Source organism: Streptomyces tatrensis (assembly GCF_049310065.1).
Taxonomy (GTDB): Bacteria; Actinomycetota; Actinomycetes; order Streptomycetales; family Streptomycetaceae; genus Streptomyces.
This window is the reverse complement of sequence record NZ_JBMDLB010000011.1, coordinates 4,483,160-4,502,409: the sequence shown is the minus strand read 5'-3', so window position 1 is coordinate 4,502,409 and position 19,250 is coordinate 4,483,160. Positions and strand designations below refer to the sequence as shown.

General features: G+C 71.0%; 17 protein-coding genes, 1 tRNA gene and 2 pseudogenes. 14 read left to right on the top strand and 6 right to left on the bottom strand.

Annotated features, from left to right (window positions below; all coding sequences use genetic code 11):
* The first annotated feature begins 170 nt into the window (after positions 1-170).
* Together phoR and phoP are read left to right on the top strand one after the other, a co-directional pair.
* Complete coding sequence (gene phoR, locus ACODT5_RS36195; protein WP_385371252.1) at positions 171-1,415, top strand: two-component system sensor histidine kinase PhoR; 1,245 nt, start codon at positions 171-173, stop codon at positions 1,413-1,415.
* Between the two features lie 5 nt (positions 1,416-1,420).
* Positions 1,421-2,092 carry a two-component system response regulator PhoP gene (gene phoP, locus ACODT5_RS36190; RefSeq protein ID WP_466527820.1) on the top strand — a complete coding sequence of 224 codons (672 nt, stop codon included), beginning with the start codon at positions 1,421-1,423 and terminating at the stop codon, positions 2,090-2,092.
* A 281-nt stretch (positions 2,093-2,373) separates the two neighbouring features.
* Here the strand turns inward: phoP and ACODT5_RS36185 are convergent, their stop codons facing one another.
* Entirely contained in the window at positions 2,374-3,036 is a 663-nt protein-coding gene (locus ACODT5_RS36185; protein WP_422523295.1) for a DUF461 domain-containing protein, read from the bottom strand.
* Positions 3,037-3,649: 613 nt separating this feature from the next.
* On the opposite strand from ACODT5_RS36185, the gene ACODT5_RS36180 reads away from it, so the two are divergent.
* The 6 genes from ACODT5_RS36180 (at position 3,650) to ACODT5_RS36155 (ending at position 10,055) form a co-directional block, all read left to right on the top strand.
* Positions 3,650-4,132 carry a CarD family transcriptional regulator gene (locus ACODT5_RS36180; protein ID WP_003953493.1) on the top strand — a complete coding sequence of 161 codons (483 nt, stop codon included), beginning with the start codon at positions 3,650-3,652 and terminating at the stop codon, positions 4,130-4,132.
* A gap of 315 nt (positions 4,133-4,447) precedes the next feature.
* Entirely contained in the window at positions 4,448-5,194 is a 747-nt protein-coding gene (ispD, locus tag ACODT5_RS36175; protein WP_422523294.1) for a 2-C-methyl-D-erythritol 4-phosphate cytidylyltransferase, read from the top strand.
* Complete coding sequence (gene ispF / locus ACODT5_RS36170) at positions 5,184-5,699, top strand: 2-C-methyl-D-erythritol 2,4-cyclodiphosphate synthase (RefSeq protein WP_422523293.1); 516 nt, start codon at positions 5,184-5,186, stop codon at positions 5,697-5,699. Before ispD ends, ispF begins: the two co-directional genes overlap by 11 nt.
* 105 nt (positions 5,700-5,804) lie before the next feature.
* Positions 5,805-7,205 (top strand): cysteine--tRNA ligase, encoded by a 1,401-nt coding sequence (gene cysS, locus ACODT5_RS36165; RefSeq protein WP_422523292.1) that lies wholly within the window; start codon positions 5,805-5,807, stop codon positions 7,203-7,205.
* 109 nt (positions 7,206-7,314) lie between these two features.
* Positions 7,315-8,286 (top strand): 23S rRNA (guanosine(2251)-2'-O)-methyltransferase RlmB, encoded by a 972-nt coding sequence (gene rlmB, locus ACODT5_RS36160; protein ID WP_327253530.1) that lies wholly within the window; start codon positions 7,315-7,317, stop codon positions 8,284-8,286.
* A gap of 218 nt (positions 8,287-8,504) precedes the next feature.
* Positions 8,505-10,055 (top strand): DoxX family protein, encoded by a 1,551-nt coding sequence (locus tag ACODT5_RS36155; RefSeq protein ID WP_422523291.1) that lies wholly within the window; start codon positions 8,505-8,507, stop codon positions 10,053-10,055.
* Positions 10,056-10,195: 140 nt separating this feature from the next.
* Here the strand turns inward: ACODT5_RS36155 and ACODT5_RS36150 are convergent, their stop codons facing one another.
* The 3 genes from ACODT5_RS36150 to ACODT5_RS36140 all read right to left on the bottom strand — a co-directional run bounded on the left by ACODT5_RS36150 (position 10,196) and on the right by ACODT5_RS36140 (position 12,777).
* Positions 10,196-10,975, bottom strand: a complete 780-nt coding sequence (locus ACODT5_RS36150; RefSeq protein WP_422523290.1) for a nucleotidyltransferase family protein — start codon at positions 10,973-10,975, stop codon at positions 10,196-10,198.
* 57 nt (positions 10,976-11,032) lie between these two features.
* Positions 11,033-11,446: a hypothetical protein gene (locus tag ACODT5_RS36145; RefSeq protein WP_250744566.1), complete on the bottom strand. Its 414-nt coding sequence runs from the start codon at positions 11,444-11,446 to the stop codon at positions 11,033-11,035.
* A gap of 242 nt (positions 11,447-11,688) precedes the next feature.
* On the bottom strand, positions 11,689-12,777 hold the full coding sequence (locus ACODT5_RS36140) for an ABC transporter ATP-binding protein (RefSeq protein ID WP_422523289.1): 1,089 nt from the start codon (positions 12,775-12,777) through the stop codon (positions 11,689-11,691).
* A gap of 201 nt (positions 12,778-12,978) precedes the next feature.
* Between ACODT5_RS36140 and ACODT5_RS36135 the strand changes: the two genes are divergently transcribed.
* Positions 12,979-13,647, top strand: a complete 669-nt coding sequence (locus ACODT5_RS36135; protein WP_422523288.1) for a hypothetical protein — start codon at positions 12,979-12,981, stop codon at positions 13,645-13,647.
* A gap of 104 nt (positions 13,648-13,751) precedes the next feature.
* A tRNA-Thr gene (locus ACODT5_RS36130) sits at positions 13,752-13,829 on the top strand.
* Positions 13,830-13,913: 84 nt separating this feature from the next.
* On the opposite strand, the gene ACODT5_RS36125 is transcribed toward ACODT5_RS36130, so the two are convergent.
* Positions 13,914-15,296, bottom strand: coding sequence for an NAD(P)/FAD-dependent oxidoreductase (locus ACODT5_RS36125; RefSeq protein WP_422523287.1), 1,383 nt, complete (start codon positions 15,294-15,296; stop codon positions 13,914-13,916).
* A gap of 147 nt (positions 15,297-15,443) precedes the next feature.
* On the opposite strand from ACODT5_RS36125, the gene ACODT5_RS36120 reads away from it, so the two are divergent.
* Together ACODT5_RS36120 and ACODT5_RS36115 are read left to right on the top strand one after the other, a co-directional pair.
* Complete coding sequence (locus ACODT5_RS36120) at positions 15,444-16,184, top strand: DsbA family protein (protein WP_422523286.1); 741 nt, start codon at positions 15,444-15,446, stop codon at positions 16,182-16,184.
* Positions 16,185-16,354: 170 nt separating this feature from the next.
* The gene (locus tag ACODT5_RS36115) at positions 16,355-17,344 is read left to right on the top strand and encodes an aminoglycoside phosphotransferase family protein (RefSeq protein WP_422523285.1); all 990 of its coding nucleotides are present in this window, start codon (positions 16,355-16,357) and stop codon (positions 17,342-17,344) included.
* A gap of 43 nt (positions 17,345-17,387) precedes the next feature.
* Here the strand turns inward: ACODT5_RS36115 and tnpA are convergent.
* Positions 17,388-17,667: pseudogene (gene tnpA, locus ACODT5_RS36110) on the bottom strand (IS200/IS605 family transposase); the annotation flags it as partial.
* Between the two features lie 23 nt (positions 17,668-17,690).
* Here tnpA and ACODT5_RS36105 point away from each other — a divergent pair.
* Both ACODT5_RS36105 and ACODT5_RS36100 read left to right on the top strand, forming a co-directional pair.
* Positions 17,691-18,971, top strand: coding sequence for an RNA-guided endonuclease InsQ/TnpB family protein (locus ACODT5_RS36105; RefSeq protein WP_422523284.1), 1,281 nt, complete (start codon positions 17,691-17,693; stop codon positions 18,969-18,971).
* Between the two features lie 32 nt (positions 18,972-19,003).
* A pseudogene (locus ACODT5_RS36100) lies at positions 19,004-19,246 on the top strand (N-acetyltransferase family protein); the annotation flags it as partial.
* Positions 19,247-19,250 lie beyond the last annotated feature (4 nt).

Sequence of the window (19,250 nt, the reverse complement as noted above, 5' to 3'; positions counted from 1 at the left end):
GGGCCGGTGCGGCCATCGGCCCCACGTTGCCACGGTGAACCTCGAACGCGACCGACTCCGGCATCCCAAGTGAATCAGCACGGTCGTCAGGGTGAACTCTGGGCGACGACTGTTCGAGGTGCCACCCGAACGGCTGTGGAAGTGTCCCCTGGCCTGCTTAACCTGGAGTCATGGACGTGAACGCGGCGGTCGCCGCAGCTGCAGCGATTGCCGGTCTTTGCACCGGTGTGATCGCGATGCTGGCGTTCCGCTGGAGCGAGCGCGACCAAGCCCGCCCCACCCGGAGCTCCATGCGCCCCGACATCAACGCGGTGCTCCCACCGGGAGTGGACACTGTCCTCTCCGTACTCCGCTCCTCCGCCGTCGTGCTCGACGAGGGGGACGCGGTGGTCAAGGCCAGCTCGGCGGCATATGCCCTCGGCCTGGTCCGCGGCGGCAAGCTGGCCGTGGAACCCATGCTCCACATGGCCCGCGACACCCGGCGCGACGGGGAGATACGCCAGGTCGAGCTCGACCTGCCCCGGCGCGGCACCGGCCGCGGAGAAGCGCTCGCCGTCTCGGCGCGCGTCGCCCCGCTCGGCTCCCGCCTGGTGCTCCTCCTCGTCGAGGACCTCACCGAGGCCCGCCGCATCGAGGCCGTACGCCGCGACTTCGTCGCGAACGTGTCGCACGAGCTCAAGACCCCGGTCGGCGCGATCTCCCTGCTCTCCGAGGCCGTCATGGACGCCTCGGACGACCCCGAGGCGGTGCACCGCTTCGCCGGCCGCATGCAGATCGAGGCCACCCGCCTGATCAACCTCGTACAAGAACTCATCGACCTCTCCCGGGTACAGAACGACGACCCCCTGGAGGACGCGGAGCCCGTCCGTGTGGACACGCTCGTGGCCGAGGCCATAGACCGCTGCCGCCACACGGCCTCCGCGAAACAGATCACCATGGCCGCCGGCGGCACCGCCGACCTGCGGGTATGGGGCAACCGGGGGCAGCTCGCGGCCGCCCTCGGGAACCTGGTCGAGAACGCCGTCAACTACAGCCCCGCCCGCACCCGCGTCGGCATCGCCGCGCGCCGGGTCACCGCGCCGGGTGGAGACTTGATCGAGATAGCCGTGACCGACCAGGGCATCGGCATCCCGGAAAAGGACCGCGAGCGCATCTTCGAACGCTTCTACCGTGTGGACCCGGCCCGCTCCCGCGCCACGGGAGGAACCGGCCTGGGCCTTGCGATCGTGAAGCACGTAGCGGCTTCGCACGGCGGGGAGGTGTCGGTCTGGAGCTCGGAGGGTCAGGGTTCCACGTTCACCCTGCGACTCCCCGAAGCGGCCGCGCCGGCCCCGGCGACGGCCTCCGCACCCGCCAACACCCTGCTCGAACCTCACACCGCACCAGCCATCCCTGCCCCGGAGGTCCTTCCGTGACCCGAGTGCTAGTCGTCGAGGATGAGGAATCCTTCAGCGACGCCCTGTCCTACATGCTCCGCAAGGAGGGCTTCGAGGTCGCGATCGCCGCGACCGGGCCCGACGGGCTCGACGAGTTCGAGCGCAACGGCGCCGACCTCGTCCTCCTCGACCTGATGCTCCCCGGCCTGCCCGGCACGGAGGTCTGCCGGCAGCTCCGGGGCCGCTCCAACGTGCCCGTGATCATGGTGACCGCCAAGGACAGCGAGATCGACAAGGTCGTCGGGCTGGAGATAGGAGCCGACGACTACGTCACGAAGCCCTTCTCCTCGCGGGAGCTGGTCGCCCGCATCCGCGCGGTCCTGCGCCGCCGCGGCGAGCCGGAAGAGGTCACCCCGGCGGCCCTGGAAGCGGGCCCCGTCCGGATGGACGTCGACCGCCACGTGGTCACCGTCGCCGGCGCCAAGGTCGACCTCCCGCTGAAGGAGTTCGACCTGCTGGAGATGCTGCTGCGCAACGCGGGCCGCGTACTGACCCGCATGCAGCTCATCGACCGGGTCTGGGGCGCCGACTACGTCGGCGACACCAAGACCCTCGACGTCCACGTCAAGCGCCTGCGAGCCAAGATCGAGCCCGACCCGGGCGCACCCCGCTACCTGGTCACGGTCCGCGGCCTCGGCTACAAGTTCGAGCCGTAAGCCGCAGACGGCGGGTCCGTCCCCGTCGCCGGTCGGAGGCCGGCGCAGCGTCCCGAAGCCCGGGAGGCCCCTCTGGGGCCGAGCGGTGCGAGGGGCGCGTGTGGGAGGGGCTCGAGCCCGACCCGGGCGCACCCTGCTACCTGGTCACGGTCCGCGGCCTCGGCTACAAGTTCGAGCCGTAAACCGTAAGCCGTAAGCGCACGTACGCGCACGTACGAGAACGGCCCCCGTCCGCATCGAGCGGACGGGGGCCGTTCCCGTTGAATACGGTGCTTCGCGCCTCAGTGACCGGCGGAAGCGGACGCGGACGCAGATCCGGAGGGGGACCCGGACGGGCTGCTCGCGGGCGAGCCCGAGGGGGAACCGGACGGCGACGGCGAACCGGACGGGGAGCCCGAGGGGCTGCCGGACGGGGTGGCGCCCGGGACGGCCGCGGCGGCGGTCGGGCCGTAGCCCGCGTACATGCCGGTGGCCGGGACGACGAAGCCCTCGAGCTCGACGTCACCCGTGGTGCTCAGCTGGAAGACGATCTTCTGGACGTTGCCGTCCACGACGTCGGCGCCGCCCGCGATCAGGGCGGACGCGTTGCCCTTGCCGCCCAGGACGACGGAGCCGCCGGCCGGGATGACCACCTTGGAGCCGCTGCCCGCGGGCTTCAGCGTCACGACGGCCTTGCCACCCGGAAGGGTGATGCCCTCGAGCGTCTGCTCCTTGGTGCCGGTGTTGAACACCGTCGCGGAGACCGCGGCCGGGCCCTTCTTGTCCTTCTCCTGGGTGATCACCAGAGCGTTCTGGACCTTGATGTCGCCCTTGGTGGTGGCGGCATTGTCCGGCTTGACCTGGAGAGTCGGAGCGTCGTGGCCCGCGGCGCAGGCGCCCAGCGAGACGATCGAGAACACGACGGCGGTGGCGGCGAGGGCGCCGCGTCGAAGGCTGCGGCTCACGGGGGAGGCAACTCCTTGGACGTACGGAACGGAAGGGTGGACGCCTCGGAGCGGCGAAGTAAAGCCGCTCTAAGGATGTGTCAGCGGGCCTTAGGTTACCGAGCCGCTGCCCCGCCCCCGCACCCGACCCTCCGCAGCGTGGGGCCGGGCCCTGTACGGGGTCCCGCCCCCGCACCGGCGGGTTCGATCACCGCCCCGCCGGGGCCGGGTGATCTTCCATTCGCAAAAGGCCCGCCCGCAAAGGCCGGCGCGCCTGCGGTGATCAATTTCCGGATTTCCTCGAACACCGCCCGGTGATCAATTCCGGATTGGGCCGGAACGGACGCCGTACGGGTGGCCGCCAGTCGAACGGAGTAGTTCGGTTTCCCGTCCTGGAAACCGTCAAAACGGGACGTACGCCACATCGTCGGGGGTCCCGGGCGGGTGTAACGTAGCCGTTTCGCCCGGTCCGCACAGCACCTCCGACCTGCGAATACCCCCTTCCGGAAGCCTCTCGCAGCACGTTCCTGTCGCTGTTGTCAAGCCCTGAGATGGGCCCTGACCTGCGAAAACGCCATTCATAACGGTCGATTCTCGTGTTACCCTGGATAGCCACGGAAGGGGTACCTGTCACATGACGTTCAAGGTTGGCGACACCGTGGTCTATCCCCATCACGGGGCCGCGCTGATCGAGGCTATCGAAACTCGCCAGATCAAAGGCGTGGACAAGACCTACTTGGTGCTCAAGGTCGCGCAGGGTGACCTGACCGTTCGCGTCCCCGCGGACAATGCGGAGTTCGTAGGCGTTCGCGACGTAGTCGGCCAGGACGGGCTGGACCGGGTCTTCGAGGTGCTCCGCGCACCGTACGCAGAAGAGCCGACGAACTGGTCCCGGCGCTACAAGGCAAATCTGGAAAAGCTCGCTTCTGGCGATGTCATCAAGGTCGCCGAAGTTGTGCGTGACCTGTGGCGTCGTGAGCGTGAGCGCGGACTCTCCGCAGGTGAGAAGCGCATGCTCGCAAAGGCGCGCCAGATCCTGGTGAGCGAGCTCGCGCTCGCCGAGAACACCAACGAGGACAAGGCCGAGGCCCTCCTCGACGAAGTGCTCGCGTCCTGACGCGATCATTCGTACGCTTTGTCGTACACAGTTGTGCCGCGGTGCCCGCTGACAAGGAGACTTGTTGCCGGGCGCTGCGGCATGTCTGGACCCATACCCGCGCTCGCTGAAGCCGCACCTGTGCTCGGCCACTCGAGTACTCGGCTGCTCAAGCCGTGCTACTCAAGCCGTGCTGCTCAAGCCTTACTCACTGGCGTGCCGGGTCCGGGCAGCCGACTCGACCGGTCGTCACGGAAGGGGCGAGGGCGTCGCACCCGGCACCCTTCAGGCCATACCCATGTCGGCCGAAGTCACAAACCTGGCTCGGAGCTACTGATGTCTGACGAATCGCGCCCGCACCGCACCGCCGCGGTGATCCCGGCCGCCGGCCGCGGAGTCCGTCTCGGCCCCGGAGCCCCCAAGGCCCTGCGGACCCTGGGCGGCACCCCCATGCTCATCCACGCCGTACGCGCCATGGCGCGCTCCCGCGCGGTCGCCCTCGTCGTCGTCGTGGCGCCGGCCGACGGCACCGCCGAGGTGCGCCGGATGCTCGACGAGCACGCGCTGCCCGAGCGCACCGAGATCCTGGTCGTCCCCGGCGGGGAGACCCGGCAGGAATCCGTACGCGCCGGCCTGGACGCGCTCCCGGCCGACATCACCGCCGTCCTCATCCACGATGCGGCCCGTCCCCTGGTTCCCGTGGACACCGTCGACTCCGTCGTCGAGGCCGTCCGCGACGGCGCGCCCGCCGTCGTCCCCGCCCTGCCGCTGGCCGACACCGTCAAGGAGGTCGAGCCCGGCCTGCCCGGCGAGCCCGAGCCGGTCGTCGCCACCCCCGTACGGGCCCGGCTGCGCGCCGTACAGACCCCGCAGGGATTCGACCTCGCCACGCTCCGCCTCGCGCACGAGAAGATCGCCGTGAGCGGCGAGGGCGCCACCGACGACGCCGGCATGGTGGAACAGCTCGGCGTCACCGTCGTCGTGGTCCCCGGCCACGAAGAGGCCTTCAAGGTCACCCGCCCGCTCGACCTGGTCCTCGCCGAGGCCGTACTCGCCCGCCGGAGGGCCACCGATGCCTACTAGTCCCGACCCGCTGGTCCCCGCCCCGCTGATCCCGCTCGTCGGCATCGGCACCGACGTGCACGCCTTCGAGACCGGCCGCGAGCTGTGGTGCGCCGGCCTGCTCTGGGAGGGCGAGGACGGCCTCGCCGGGCACTCCGACGGGGACGTCGCCGCGCACGCCGCCTGCGACGCCCTCTTCTCCGCCGCCGGTGTCGGCGACCTCGGCGCGCACTTCGGCACCTCCCGCCCCGAGTGGTCCGGCGCCGCCGGAGTCACCCTTCTGGCGGAAGCCGCCCGCATCGTCCGCGCCGAAGGCTTCGAGATCGGCAACATCGCCATCCAGGTGATCGGCGTACGCCCGAAGATCGGCAAGCGGCGCGAAGAGGCACAGAAGGCGCTCGCCGCCGCGGCGGGCGCCCCCGTCTCCGTCTCCGGCACCACCACCGACGGACTGGGCCTCACCGGCCGCGCCGAAGGCCTCGCCGCCATCGCGACGGCCCTCGTCTACCGGACGAACCGGGCCTAGTACCCCGTACGGCTACACCCCGCCCGCAGCTCTTCGACAACAAAGCGGGCCCCGCGTGCCGAAAGGGTCGCGGGGCACTGCTACAGGCGCACTACCCTGGATGCCGTGACTATTCGCCTGTACGACACCAGCGCCCGGCAGATCCGTGACTTCACCCCGCTCGTTCCGGGCTGCGTCTCGATCTACCTCTGTGGCGCCACCGTGCAGGCGGCTCCGCACATCGGGCACGTCCGCTCGTACCTGAACTTCGACATCGCGCGCCGCTGGTTCACCTACCGCGGGCTCGACGTCACCTTCATCCGCAACGTCACCGACATCGACGACAAGATCATCACGAAGGCCGAGGACCAGGGCCGCCCCTGGTGGTCCATCGGGTACGAGAACGAGCGCGCCTTCAACGACGGCTACAACGCGCTGGGCTGCCTCCCGCCCACCTACGAGCCGCGCGCCACCGGCCACGTGCCCGAGATGATCGAGATGATGCGCGGGCTCATCGAGCGCGGCCACGCCTACGTCGCCGACGGCAGCGTCTACTTCGACGTGCGCTCCTTCCCCGGCTACCTGGAGCTGTCGAACCAGGACATCGACGACCTGCGCCAGCCCACCGAGTCGGGCATCACCGGCAAGCGCGACCCGCGCGACTTCGCCATGTGGAAGGCCACCAAGCCGGGCGAGCCCGACTGGGAGACCCCGTGGGGCCGCGGCCGTCCCGGCTGGCACCTGGAGTGCTCCGCGATGGCGCACAAGTACCTCGGCAGCGCCTTCGACATCCACGGCGGCGGGCTCGACCTGATCTTCCCGCACCACGAGAACGAGATCGTCCAGGCCAAGGCCTACGGCGACGAGTTCGCGAAGTACTGGATGCACAACGCCTGGGTCACCCTCTCCGGCGAGAAGATGTCCAAGTCGCTGGGCAACTCCGTCCTCGTCTCCGAGATGCTCAAGGTCTGGCGCCCGATCGTGCTGCGCTACTACCTCGGCACCCCGCACTACCGCTCGATGATCGAGTACAGCGTGGAGTCCCTGCGCGAGGCCGAGTCCGGCTTCGCGCGCATCGAGGGCTTCATCCAGCGCGTCATCGAGAAGGCCGGCGGCTCCGTCGAGCCCGCCGCCGAGGTCCCGCCCGCCTTCGCCGAGGCCATGGACGACGACCTGGGCGTCCCGCAGGCGCTCGCGATCATCCACACCACCGTCCGCCAGGGCAACAGCGCGCTCGCCGCCGACGACAAGGACGCGGCCATCGCACGCCTGTCGGAGGTACGGGCCATGCTGGGCGTCCTCGGACTCGACCCCCTCGACCCGCACTGGGCCGGCGAGGCGGACCGCGGGGAGGACCTCCACGGAGCCGTGGACACCCTCGTGCGCCTGGTCCTGGAGCAGCGCGAATCGGCGCGCGCCCGCAAGGACTGGGCCACCGCCGACGCCATCCGCGACCAGCTCCAGCAGTCGGGCCTGGTCATCGAGGACAGCCCCACCGGACCCCGATGGACGCTCGGCCCCCGCTGAGCCCACCGGCGCAGTCCCACTGGAGCACTCGGATTGGGCTGCCCGGCGTCCCGGGCGGCACACTCTTCATACGTACATATCGCAGAACCAACGAAATCAGGTAGAGGTCATGGCCGGGAACAGCCAGCGCAGGAACCGCCGCACGTCCAACAAGAAGGGCGCGACGGTCGGCAGCGGTGGCCAGCGGCGCAAGGCCCTGGAAGGCAAGGGCCCCACGCCCAAGGCCGAGGACCGCAAGAAGCACAAGGCCAACCGCATCAGCAACGCCATGGCCAGGCAGGCGGCCAAGCGCCGCCCCGCCCCCCGCCGCGGCGGCCCCAAGGGCACCAGCGAGATGGTCGTCGGCCGCAACCCGGTCTTCGAGGCGCTGCGCGACGGCGTACCGGCCGTCACCCTGTACGTACAGCAGTTCATCGACAACGACGAGCGCGTCCGCGAGGCCCTCCAGCTCGCGGCCGAGCGCGGCAACATCAACCTGATGGAAGCCCCGCGCCCCGAGCTCGACCGCCTCACCAACGGGCTCAACCACCAGGGCCTGGTCCTCCAGGTCCCGCCCTACGAGTACGCGCACCCGGAGGACCTCACCGCCGCCGCGTACGAGAACCACGAGGACCCCCTCATCGTGGCCCTCGACGGCGTCACCGACCCCCGCAACCTCGGCGCGATCGTCCGCTCCGTCTCCGCCTTCGGCGGCCACGGCGTGGTCATCCCCGAGCGCCGCGCCGCCGGCATGACCGCCGGCGCCTGGAAGTCCTCGGCCGGCACCGCCGCCCGTACCCCGGTCTCGCGCGTCACCAACCTGACCCGCGCCATCCAGGAGTACAAGAAGGCCGGCATCACCGTCGTCGGCCTCGCCGCGGAGGGCACCCACGAGGTCCACGAGCTCGAGGCGCTCGGCGGCCCCGTCGTCATCGTCGTCGGCTCCGAGGGCAAGGGTCTCGGCCGCCTCGTCGGCGAGAACTGCGACTACCTCGTGCGCATCCCGATGCCGGGCGGCGCCGAGTCGCTCAACGCCGGTGTCGCCGCGGGCGTCGTCCTCTACGAGGCCTCCCGCCGCCGCGCCACCCGCGGCCGCGCCTGAGCACCACGGGCAGCAGCACCGCCCGCAGCGCCACCCGCAGCACCACCGGCGGCAGCCGCCTGAGCACCACCGCGGCCGCCGCTTGATCCACTTGGCTCATCGGACGTGACCCGTGAGCGTGTCACCCCGCCCCCTACGGGCGGGGTGGCTTGATTTGACGGGTCTCGGACACATCCCTGATGTCAAGGCAGTGTCCTAAACACTCATCACTCGGTTAGATGAGTGTGGACACCAGAACGCCAGGGTTCGACGACCAGCCCGCGCTGAGCATGGTCAAGGTGCCGTGCGACCCCGCACAGGTCATCGTCAACCACGCCAGCTTCCGCGTGCGGCTCGCTCCGAGCCCCAGCGCGCGTCCCAGGCCCTCGGGCGCCCCCGGGCTCGCCCCGGCACTCGGCGGGGCCCTCGCGGCCGCCGGAGCCGGCGCCGCACGCCGCCGCCCCGTCGTCTGGAGCGGCAAGTCCGCCCCCGGCGACGCCGCTGCCAGCGCCGCCATGGGCGGCCTGCTCCAGGCCGTACGCGAGCACGGGCGCGGCCACGACGAGTACGACGGCGGGGCCACGCAGGTCATCCCGCGCATCGACCTCGCCCACGACCTCGCGGACGACACCCTCGCCACCCCGACCGTCATCGGCCAGCGCAGCTACGGCGACGCCGAGGACACGCGCATGCAGCCCGCCGTGGGGGGGCTCTCCCACCCCTACGACGCCTACGACGACACCCACTCCGGCGCCGGATCCGCGGACTCCCGCCGGGTCAACGGCGACGCCCGCGCGCAGGCCTCGTACTACCCCGGCCGCCGCATGAACCTCGGCGTCGTGCTGCTCCCGCTGCGCGTCTTCCTCGGCTTCATCTCCATCTACGCCGGCATGGGCAAGCTGTGCGACCCCGTCTACTTCGACGGCGGCGAGCGCGGCTCCATGGTCACCTGGCTGCAGACCCTGCAGCCCTGGGCGCTCGCCGAACCGCTGCGCGACTTCGCCCTGGCCCACCCGGTCGGCGCCGGACTCAGCGTGGCCTTCCTCCAGGTCATCGTGGGCGTGCTGACGGTCTTCGGCCTGTGGCAGCGGTTCGCCGCCTGCTTCGGCGCCCTGCTGTCCGCCGCGCTGCTGATGACGGTGAGCTGGAAGACCGTCCCCGCCTACGACGCCCCCGACATCATCTACCTCGCCGCCTGGAGCCCGCTGATCATCGCCGGAGCCCCCGTCTACTCCCTGGACGGCCGCCTCGCGAGCGAGGCCTGGCGCACCCTCGGCCCGCGCTCGGAGGTCTGGCGGCTGCGCCGCCGGGTCCTGCGCCGCGGGGCCATCATGGCCAGTGTCATCTGCGGACTCACCCTGCTCATCGGCTCCCTCCTCGGCGGCGCCGTCCGCTCCACCACCGTGGTCACCGTGCCCGGACCGGGCGAGGCCCCGAGCAACTACCTGCCCGGGCGGCCCCTGCCGAGCACCTCCAAGCAGCAGCAGCCCGCGCGCCCCACCTCCCCGAAGCAGGCCGCGAAGCCCTCGGCCGGAGCCTCCTCCCCGGCCGCCAAGACCGGGCGCGGGGCGGCCGGTTCGAGCTCCCCGACGGCCGGCTCCGGTTCGCCCTCCGCGACCCGCGGCACCACCAGCGGCACCAAGGCCCCGCGCAGCACCACCCCCCGCCAGTCCACCCCGCAGAAGCCCCCGGCCAGCTCCACGGGAACGAGCGGCAGCGGATCCACCGGCGGGACGGGGAGCTCGGCACCGTCGCAGCCCGACCTGCTGGGCGGCCTCCTCGGCGGCTGAGGGCCGCAGCACCCGCGAAGACGAAGGGCCCGGTACGCGAGAGCGTGCCGGGCCTTCTTCGTGTGCCGGGTCTTCTTCGTGTGCGGGGGCTGCAAGGGCCCGTACGGGTGCGTGTGGGCCCGTACGGGCGCCAGGAGGCGCTACGGGGCGCTCTGCGCGGCCAACTCCCGTGCGGCCTCGGTGAGGTCCTTCGCCGTGTCGATCGCCCGCCAGTAGGCCCCCTGGGGCAGCGGGAAGCCCGCGAGGCGCCGCTCGCGGGCCAGGCGCGGGAACGTGGTCCGCTCGTGGTCGCCCAAATCGGGCAGCAGGGCCGCGAATTCGGGACCGAAGACGTACACGCCGGCATTGACCGGGTACGGGGACTGCGGCGCCTCGATGAAGTCCAGCACGTGCCCGTACTCGTTGATCTCCACCACCCCCCACGGAATCCGCGGCCGGGCCAGCGCGAGGGTGGCCGTGGCGCCGCGCTCGGCGTGGAAGGCGGCCATCTCGCGCAGCGAGAACCGGGTCCACACATCGCCGTTGGTCGCGTACCAGGACCGGTCGGGGTGCGGGAGGTGCCGGGCGGCGTACTTCAGACCGCCGCCCCGGCCCAGCGGCTCCTCCTCCACGACGGTGGTCACCCGTAGCGGCAACGGAGCCTCGGCCAGCCACTCCTGGAGCACCTCGGCGAGGTGCCCGCAGGAGACCACGGCGTCCGTCACCCCCTCGGAGGCCAGCCACGCGAGCTGGTGCCCGATGATCGGCATCCCCGTCCCGGGGATCTCCACCATCGGCTTGGGGCGGTCGTCCGTATACGGCCGCAGCCGCGAACCCTGGCCCCCCGCCAGGACAACCGCCTGGGTCGGGGAGGCCGGGAACGCGGCCGCGTGGGGTCGGTCGGAACGCTCGGAGCCTTCGGAACGCTCGGAATCGGTCATGTCGTTGTGTCTTCGCGTCTTCGTGTCCGGGTGCAGAAGGGCGTACGGCGGCGGCCGTCAGCCCATGGAGGCGACGCCGGACGCGTACGAGGTGTCACACACCGGCCGGGCGAACGACTGGGCCTTCGTGGGCCCGTAGGCGTCCACCGCGGCCCGCCCGAGGGCGCGCGCGATGCCCACGCAGTGCTCGGCGAGGGACGGCCGCCGGTCGACCTCCTGCTGGAGGTGGGTGAGGACGTCACCCGGCTGCTCGCCCTGCTGGATCTCGCTCAACAGCTTGTCGCGCAGCACGTCCTGGGCGGCGCGCGGCTTCGCGGGGACGGAGACGTCCTCGGCGGACGCGGTCAGGATCTGGGAGGGGGTGTTGTCCGCCCAGGGGACCATGGTGACCGCGAGGGTCCCGGACAGGACCAGGACGACGGGCAGGACCAGGGCGAGGGATCGGCCGATACGGCGGGCAGTGTGGGTCACGAGGGCGAGAGTAGCGCTCGGTGAAGATATGGCGACATTTAGTCACCCGGTCGGGGGATGGTTCGACGTGGCTTTTCGAATTAAGGGTTGACGCTTGGGGCCGAATGGCCCGATCTGCCGGACCTGGAGCCGGCCTTGCGCCGACCTTGCCCCGACCTCGCGCGGGAACTCACGCAGGAACTCATGCCGAAGGGGCGCCCCTTGACGGGACGCCCCTCCAATGGCTGTGTGCAGCCTGCGGGTCAGCCGGAGAGGCGGGCACCCGAGGAGGTCGAGAAGACGTGGATCTCGTCGCCGCGCGGCACCACGTGCAGCGTGGAGCCCTTCTCGGGCACCTGGCGGCCGTTCACGCGCACCACGATGTCCTGCGAGCCCTCGGAGTGCGAGGTCGAGCCGTAGACGTACCCGTCGGCGCCCAGCTCCTCGACGACGTTCACGGTGATTTCCAGGCCGCCCGTCTCGCCGATGTCGAAGTGCTCGGGGCGCACGCCCACGGTGACCGTGCGGTCGCCCGCGTCGGCGGCGGCGGACAGCGCCTCGCGCGACACGGGGACGACGCTGTCGCCGAACTTCACGCCGCCGTCGGTGATCGGGACCTCGACGAGGTTCATGGCCGGCGAACCGATGAAGCCGGCGACGAAGAGGTTCGCCGGGCGGTCGTACATGTTGCGCGGGGTGTCGACCTGCTGGAGCAGACCGTCCTTCAGCACGGCCACGCGGTCGCCCATCGTCATGGCCTCGACCTGGTCGTGGGTGACGTAGACGGTGGTGATGCCCAGGTCGCGCTGGAGGGCCGCGATCTGCGTACGGGTGGACACGCGGAGCTTGGCGTCGAGGTTCGACAGCGGCTCGTCCATGAGGAACACCTGCGGCTTGCGCACGATCGCGCGGCCCATCGCGACGCGCTGGCGCTGACCGCCGGAGAGCGCCTTCGGCTTGCGGTCGAGGTACTGGGTCAGGTCCAGCATCTTCGCCGCGTCCTCCACCTTCCGGCGGATGGTGGCCTTGTCCTCACCGGCGATCTTGAGCGCGAAGCCCATGTTGTCGGCGACGGACATGTGCGGGTACAGCGCGTAGTTCTGGAACACCATCGCGATGTCCCGGTCCTTGGGCGGCAGGTGCGTGACGTCGCGGTCACCGATGCGGATGGCACCGCCGTTGACGTCCTCCAGGCCGGCCAGCATGCGCAGCGAGGTGGACTTGCCGCAGCCGGAGGGGCCGACGAGGACGAGGAACTCGCCGTCCGCGATCTCCAGCTCCAGCTGGTCGACGGCGGGCTTGTCGCCGCCGGGGTACAGACGGGTCGCCTTGTCGAAAGTGACAGAAGCCATGGTGATGAATCCCTTCTACCGGCAGGAACGTGCCGGACGATCCGAGTGGAAGGTCTAGTCCAGTGGACTGGACTCGGCCCGACGCTACCCGCCCGCGCCGCTCCTGTCAGCACCTGGGGGCGAGCGACTTCCAGGGCGTCCTCACACGGCGGGGGCGACTGTCGGAGGCGGCTGTCAGAGGCGGCTGCTTTGATCACGGCCATGACCATCTACGACGTGACCCGCGCGCTCCCCGACATCGAGACGCTGCGCGACCGCTGCCGGGCGATGGCGGCGCTGGAGCTGGTGATCAGCGGCGAGGAGGACGACGGCTACTTCGCCTACGACCCGGCCTGGGGCCCCGGGGAGGAAGCGGCGCTGATGGACAACGGCTCCGGCGACGACTACGCGATCGTCTTCACGCCGGCCGGGGTCTTCGGGCACGGCTTCGACCACGAGTCGCCGATGAGCCCGTGGGCGGACACGGACAACGAGGACGGGTGGCCGGGCCTGACCGACGGCATACCGGAGGCCTTCCGGCCGTACCTGACGGAGCCGGCGTTCTGCGTGGACGGCGTGCTCAACGCGACCGCCGTCTTCTGGCGCGGGACCGGCGACGCGCAGTGGAGCGCGGGCAAGGTGGAGTTCCCGGAGGGCAGGTCCGACGCGGACGGCGCGGATTACCTCTTCGAGCTCCTCGTGGCGGGCACCCCGGAGGCCTACCGGGACTTCGCCGAGGACTACTACGAGACGGACCTCCCCCTGGAGGCGGTCCGCCACGTCTGGGAGCTCCGCCCGCTCACCCAGGCCGTCGTGGACGCCCTCAACCCGGGCCTGCCCCTGGCGGCGGTGGCCCCGCGGCTGGTGCGCGCGGGGTATCCGGGGGTGTGACGGAGGCCGCCGACGGCGGCCCCGGACACCGGAAAGTCCTTCGCTGAGGGGTCGGGGCGATGTGTAGAGTGAAGGCGATTCCGTGCCGTGCGCAGAGTCACCACGCCTCCTTAGCTCAGTCCGGCCAGAGCAACGCACTTGTAATGCGTAGGTCGTCGGTTCGAATCCGACAGGGGGCCCCATCCCGGGTCGGAAGCTTTTCGGTCAAGGGAGTTCGTACGGAAGCAGAAGGCCCCGGGCGGTTGCCCGGGGCCTTTTGCGTGCCGTCAGTGGCGGCCCGAGATGCGGTCTGCCAGGCGGGCCAGCGGGGTTGTCGTCGGGGTGTGGGTGGTGGTCTCCCGGCGGTCGGCCTCGCGGTAGGCGGCGTAGAGGGCCTGGACGCCGAGCCAGCGGAAGGGTTCCGGTTCCCAGCGGCGGACCCGGTGGTTGACCCAGGGGAGGGTCGTCAGGTCCGTCTTGTCGCCCAGGACCAGGTCGCGGAGGGTGCGGGCCGCGAGGTTCGCCGTGGCCACGCCGGAGCCCACGTAGCCGCCGGCCCAGCCGAGGCCCGAGGCCGCGTCCAGGGTGACCGTGGCGCACCAGTCGCGGGGGACGCCGAGGACGCCGGACCAGGCGTGGGTGATCTCCACTCCCGTGAGGGCCGGGAAGAAGGATTCGAGGAGGTTCGTGAGGGCCGTGATCGTGGCGGGCTGGGTGCGGCCGTCGTTGTCGGTGCGGGAGCCGTAGCGGTAGGGGACGCCGCGGCCGCCGATGGCGATGCGGTCGTCGGCCGTGCGCTGGGCGTACATGTAGGCGTGGGCCATGTCGCCGAGGGTGGAGGCTTCGCTCCAGCCGATCTGGGACCAGACCTCCGGGGGGAGCGGGGCCGTGGCGATCATCGAGGAGTTCATCGGCAGCCAGGAGCGCTTCTGGCCCTTGAGGGCGGCGGTGAAGCCCTCCGTGCAGCGCAGGACGTACGGGGCGCGGACCGTGCCGTACGGGGTGAGGGCGCGGCGCGGTGCGATCTCCGTGACGGGGGTGGACTCGTGGATGACGACGCCGAGGCGTTCGCAGGCGGCCGCCAGGCCCTTGACCAGCTTTAGGGGGTGGATGCGGGCTCCGTGGGGGGTCCAGGAGGAGCCCACGGCGTCCGCGACGTTGATGCGGGCGCGGGTGTCGGTGGCGTCGTAGAGCTCGCGGTCCGTTTCGCCGAAGGCGAGTTCGGCGGTGTGGAAGGCCTTGAGTCGGGAGAGCTGGGCGGGGGTGCGGGCGACTTCGAGGACTCCGCCGCGGTGGATGTCGGCGTCGATGCCTTCCTTGGCGGCGGTGTCGATGACCTCGGTGACGGTCTCGTTCATGGCGTGCTGGAGGCGTTGTGCGGCCTGGTGGCCGTGGAGGGCGGCGTAGCGGTCGCGGCCGGCGATGCCGTTGTAGAGCCAGCCGCCGTTGCGGCCGGAGGCCCCGTAGCCGCAGAACTTCTGCTCCAGGACGGTGACGCGGAGGTCGGGGGCGGCGGTCTTGAGGTAGTACGCGGTCCACAGGCCGGTGTAGCCGCCGCCGACGATGACGACGTCGGCCGTGGTGTTGCCGGTGAGCGGGGCGCGGGGCGGGTGGTCGGGGGCGGTCTCGTCCGTCGCGTACCAGAAGGAAATTCCGCCGTTGATCGTCATGGGGGATTTGGTACACGGCGTTGCGGAGGGGTGTCCAGGGGCGTGACGTCGGGTTTTGGGTGCCCAGAGGTGGCCGAATGGCTGATGTGGGCGGTGCGGATCCTTCTTAGGGTGGGGCGGGGATTTTGTCAGGTTTTTGTGTGAGAGGTGCTGGTTCGTGTGGCGCGGGTGGTGAGGGCAGGACGGCTGGTCGCGGCGGTCGCGTCCGTGGCCCTGTTGGGCGGGGCGGTCGTCGGGTGCGGTTCCGGGACGGGTGAGGGGGAGGCCGTGGCCGCCTCCGAGGTTCCGGTGCGGACCAGTCCGATCGCCGCGCAGCTCGCGGGGCTGCCGGCGGCGGTGGACGGGGCGAAGATCGTCGTGGGGAAGCCGGACGCGCCGCGTACCGCGCAGGTGCTGGTGGATCCCAAGTGCGGCTACTGCGCGCGGTTCGAGGAGGCGGGCGGGGAGTCGCTGCTGAAGCTGGCGGTGGCCGGCCAGGTGAAGATCGAGTACTTGTTGGCCTCCTTCCTGGACCAGGGCGGGGCGAGCGGTTCGGTCAGGGCGGTCAACGCGCTCCGCGCGTCGGCGGACTCGGGGAAGTTCGCGGAGTTCAACGCGGCGGTCTTCGCCAGCCAGCCGAAGGGGAAGTTCACCGACGAGCTGCTCCTGAAGATCGCGGACCGGGTGCCGGGGCTGCGCGGGGCGGAGTTCGACGCGGCGGTGAAGGACCAGAAGTACAAGGGGTGGGTCGCCGAGGCGGAGAAGGGCTTCGAGGCGACGGGCGCGCAGGCGACGCCGATGGTGCTGGTGGAGGGGAAGCCGGTCGGGGCGAAGGACGGGTCGCTGTTCGACGCGGGGGCGTTCACGCGGGCGTTGAAGGGCGCCGGGATCGGGGGCTCCGCCGAGTAGGACGGAGGTGGTCCTGGATCGGCTGCGTCTGCTTGTGGGTTGTCGGATCGGCGCCGTCGGGTTCGTCGGTGAAGGCTAGGGCCTGTCGTCACACTCCCGTCGTCACACTCCCGTCGTCGCCCGAAGGGCGAGCCAGACGGGAGTGTGACGACAGGCCCTAGGGTCGGGTCATGGACGGTGCGACGGCGGGTGGTTCGGGCGGCTCGGGTGGTGTGGGCGGCTCGGATGGTGGTGGGTTCGGCGGGGTGCCCCGGGGGTTCGCGCGGGCGCAGGTGCGGGACAACGGCGCGGCCGGGCGGGCGTTCGTCGACGCGTTGCCCGGGCGGGTGGCCGCGTTCCTGGAGCGGTGGGAGCTACGGGTGACCGGGCCCGGGATGTACGGGGTGACGGCCCTGGTGCTGCCGGTGGTGCGGGCCGACGGGACGGCGGCGGCGCTGAAGCTGCCTGCGCTGGACGAGGAGAACGCGGACGAGGCCCTCGCGCTGCGCGCGTGGGCGGGGGAGGGCTGCGTACGGCTGCTGGCGGACGACGCGGAGACCGGCACGCTGCTGCTGGAGCGCCTCGACGAGGGCCGGCCCCTGTCGGCGCAGGCCGTACGGGACTCCGGGCGGGCGGTGGAGGTCGTCGGCGGGCTGCTGGCCCGGCTGACGGCGGTCCCGGCGCCGGCCGGGCTGCGGCGGCTCGGGGACGTGGCGGCGGGGATGCTGGAGGCGGTGCCGGGGGCGCTGGAGCAGCTGGGGGACGGCCGGGAGCGGGGGCTCGTCGCGGACTGCGCGGCGGCGCTCGCGGAGGTGGCGGGGGAGCCGGGGGACCGGCTGCTGCACTGGGACCTGCACTACGACAACGTCCTGGCGGGCGGGCGCGAGCCGTGGCTGGCCATCGATCCGAAGCCGCTCTCCGGCGACCCGGGGTTCGAACTGCTGCCGGCGCTGGTCAACAACTTCGGTGCGCGGGAGGTGCGGTGGCGCTTCGAGGCGCTCGCGGAGGCGGTGGGGGTGGATCGGGAACGGGCGCGGGCGTGGACGCTGGGGCGGGTGCTGCAGAACTGCCTGTGGGACGTGGAGGACGGGGACCGGCCGGCGGGGGTGCAGCTGAGGATCGCGGAGTCGCTGCTGGGGCGGGACGGGCGCGGTGGGAGGGGCGGGCGCGGTGGCTCGTAGGGTGCAGGCATGATCCGTAGCGCCGTCGTCAGCGACGTACCCGTCCCTTGAGGGGGTGGACCAGCTTGGGAGGCTGCGCCTTCGGCGGGTATTGCGCGAACGGGTGCACGTGGTCCTGTTCGCCGTTGAGCTGTTTCAGCTCAGCTCAGCTCAGCTTCGGAGTCGGCGCGGAACTCCCGCGTGATCTCTTCGGTGCGGGTCAGCATGACGTCGGTGAATGCTTTCCGCCGGTACATGGTGACGAAAGCCAAGTGAACGTGCAGGTTGTGAACAATATGACGTCCGGTGCGTACATCGGGACGAGGGTTCCAGCGCGGCGACATTAGCCAGTGCTAGGTTCTCGATCGTGAGTCAAGACATCCTGGTCAAGCAGCAGTTCGGGCACTGCGCCCGGCTCACGCTGTCGCCTGCCGGGGTGTTGAAGACTGATGGCCAGGCGCATGCCGCCCGCACTATGTGGAACTGTCTGCACGCGTGGTGGCAGATGATGCCGAAGGATAAGCGGACTCTGGCGAATGCGGATGCTGCGATCCGGCAGGCCCGCGAGGACATCGACTTTCTTGCTGTTCTTCCGGCACAGGCCGCGCAAGCGGTGTTGAAGACGTATTTCCAGGCGTGGAAGAACTGCTGGGACGGCCGCGCAGACGCCCCCAATTTCAAGGGGCGGTTCCGCACGGTGATGTCCGTGGACATTCCGCAGGGCCGTGACCTGAACATCACACGTGTGCATCGCCGCTGGGGCATGGCCAATATCCCCAAGGTGGGCCGGGTCCGTTTCCGGTGGACCAAAGACCTGCCCGTCGGCAAGCGTGCCGACGTGGAGAATCGGATCACCGGGGCCCGGCTCATCAAGGACGCACTCGGCTGGCACATCGCCTTCCGCGTCCAGACCCTGGAGGTCAGCCCCGCGCCCCACCGGGGGCCGGACGTCGGCATCGATGTGGGCGTCACCGTGCCCATCGCCCTCTCCGACGGCGAAACCTACGAGCACGGCGAGTGGCTGACCGGTAAGGAGAAGGCGAAGCTCCTGCGTCTGGAGCAGCGCGCCGCGCAGCGCAAGGCACACCGCAAGCCCGGCGAGCACGCCAGCCGCCGGCTGCACCGCACCTACGACCAGATCGCAGGACTCCGCGCGAAAGCCAAGCGCCGGGCCTTGGACTGGCAGCACCAGGCGACCACCTTCATCGCCCGTACATACGGCACGGTCGTGGTCGAAGCACTCACCATCACGAACATGGTCAAGTCGGCCAGGGGAACCATCGAGGAGCCGGGGAAGAACGTCGCCCAGAAGTCCGGGCTGAACCGCTCCATCAGCGGGGAGGCATGGGGCCGGACGGCCGCCATGCTGACGTACAAGACCGCCCGGCACGGCGGCGCCCTGCACAAGGTCCCCGCCCCCGGCACCTCCCAGCGCTGCTCAGCGTGCGGCTTGACCACGCCCGGGAGCCGGGAGTCCCAGGCCGTTTTCGTGTGCAAGAACCTGGACTGTGGATGGTCGGGCAACGCCGACCACAACGCGGCCCGCAACGTCTTGCACCTGTACCGGATGGGCCTTGCGCTCGTCCCGGCTGCCGGGAGGGCAGTCGTCAGGCGCGCGAAGCGCGTCAAGCCCGCTGCCGCAAGGTAAGCAGGAATCTCCCGGCTTCAGCTGGGAGAACACTTCAACTGGAGGACCTGTACGTCCGTCCGGGCGTGCGCGGCGGCGGCCACGGGAAGGCGCTGTTGCGGGAGTTGGTGCGGATCTGTGTGGAGCGCGGGTACGAGCGGCTGGAGTGGTCGGTCCTCGACTGGAATGTGTCTGCCATCGACTCCTACCGATCGGTCGGAGCGGTGTCGATGGACGAGTGGACCGTGAACCGGCTGATGGACGAGGCGCTCCGAAAGCTGGGCGGGGCGGAGTAGCCGC

Coding starts and splice junctions, on each gene's coding strand:
- ACODT5_RS36140 (WP_422523289.1), bottom strand. CDS start 12,777: ATGGCTTCTGTCACTTTCGACAAGGCGACCCGTCTGTACCCCGGCGGC.
- ACODT5_RS36115 (WP_422523285.1), top strand. CDS start 16,355: ATGGACGGTGCGACGGCGGGTGGTTCGGGCGGCTCGGGTGGTGTGGGC.
- ACODT5_RS36150 (WP_422523290.1), bottom strand. CDS start 10,975: ATGACCGATTCCGAGCGTTCCGAAGGCTCCGAGCGTTCCGACCGACCC.
- ACODT5_RS36155 (WP_422523291.1), top strand. CDS start 8,505: ATGAGTGTGGACACCAGAACGCCAGGGTTCGACGACCAGCCCGCGCTG.
- phoR (WP_385371252.1), top strand. CDS start 171: ATGGACGTGAACGCGGCGGTCGCCGCAGCTGCAGCGATTGCCGGTCTT.
- ACODT5_RS36135 (WP_422523288.1), top strand. CDS start 12,979: ATGACCATCTACGACGTGACCCGCGCGCTCCCCGACATCGAGACGCTG.
- ACODT5_RS36125 (WP_422523287.1), bottom strand. CDS start 15,296: ATGACGATCAACGGCGGAATTTCCTTCTGGTACGCGACGGACGAGACC.
- rlmB (WP_327253530.1), top strand. CDS start 7,315: ATGGCCGGGAACAGCCAGCGCAGGAACCGCCGCACGTCCAACAAGAAG.
- ACODT5_RS36180 (WP_003953493.1), top strand. CDS start 3,650: ATGACGTTCAAGGTTGGCGACACCGTGGTCTATCCCCATCACGGGGCC.
- ispD (WP_422523294.1), top strand. CDS start 4,448: ATGTCTGACGAATCGCGCCCGCACCGCACCGCCGCGGTGATCCCGGCC.
- ispF (WP_422523293.1), top strand. CDS start 5,184: ATGCCTACTAGTCCCGACCCGCTGGTCCCCGCCCCGCTGATCCCGCTC.